At 67.3% G+C, this 836-nt stretch carries 1 protein-coding gene; it reads left to right on the top strand.

Going from position 1 to position 836, the window contains the following annotated elements:
• Positions 1-9: 9 nt before the first annotated feature.
• On the top strand, positions 10-836 hold an 827-nt coding region (locus RCO28_RS39255), incomplete at its 3' end, for an IS982 family transposase (protein WP_374991336.1).

Here is an 836-nt window from a genome sequence, read left to right as displayed (position 1 = left end):
ACTTCCGACCTGGACGCCCTTCTGGCGGCACTGTACGTGTTCATCGACGACCATGTGGCCCCTCGTCGCCGGATCGGGCGACCCCCGAAACTGACGGACGCCGAACTGCTGTGCCTCGCGGTCGCGCAGGTACTTCTGGGGTTCCCTTCGGCCCGGCACTGGATCCGGTTCGCACACGCCCGGCTGGGGCACCTCTTTCGCTATCTTCCCCAGCAGTCGGCCTACAACAAGAGGCTCAACGCGGCAGGTCCGCTGATCAGCCAGGTGATCGAGGCACTGGCCCGGCAGGTGCCGACCTGGCAGGACGACCTGCGGCTGATCGACTCCACGCCTGTGCCCTGCGCGGCCTCTCGCGAGACCGTCAAACGCTCCGAACTGGCCGGACACGCCGGATACGGCTACTGCCGCAGCCATTCCCGCTTCTTCTGGGGGTTCCGGCTCTACCTCCTGACCACGGCCGAGGGCATGCCGGTCTCGTGGTGCCTGGCCAACCCGAAACTCGGCGAGCGGGAGGTGATGGCCGCGCTGCTGGAACGCGACCATCACCTCGTCCGCGTCGGGCAGGTGATCCTGGCGGACAAGGGGTTCGCCGGGCGGGAGTTCGAGAAGTTCCTCACCGAGCGCCTGGGTGTTCATCTGGTGCGTCCGGACCGGCAGGACGAGCCAGCCCGACACGGCCGCCTCGCCCGTGTCCGTCAGTGGATCGAGGCGGTTTTCGACACCCTCAAAGGTCAACTCAGCCTCGAACAACACGGAGGCAGAACACCCGCCGGAGTCTTCGCCCGCACCGGCCAACGACTCCTCGCCCTCGCCACCGCCATCTGGCACAACTGGAC

Source organism: Streptomyces sp. LHD-70 (assembly GCF_031157275.1).
In the GTDB taxonomy this organism is placed as follows: Bacteria; Actinomycetota; Actinomycetes; order Streptomycetales; family Streptomycetaceae; genus Streptomyces.
Note: the sequence above shows the minus strand (reverse complement) of the source record. Positions and strands in the feature narration are given on the sequence as shown.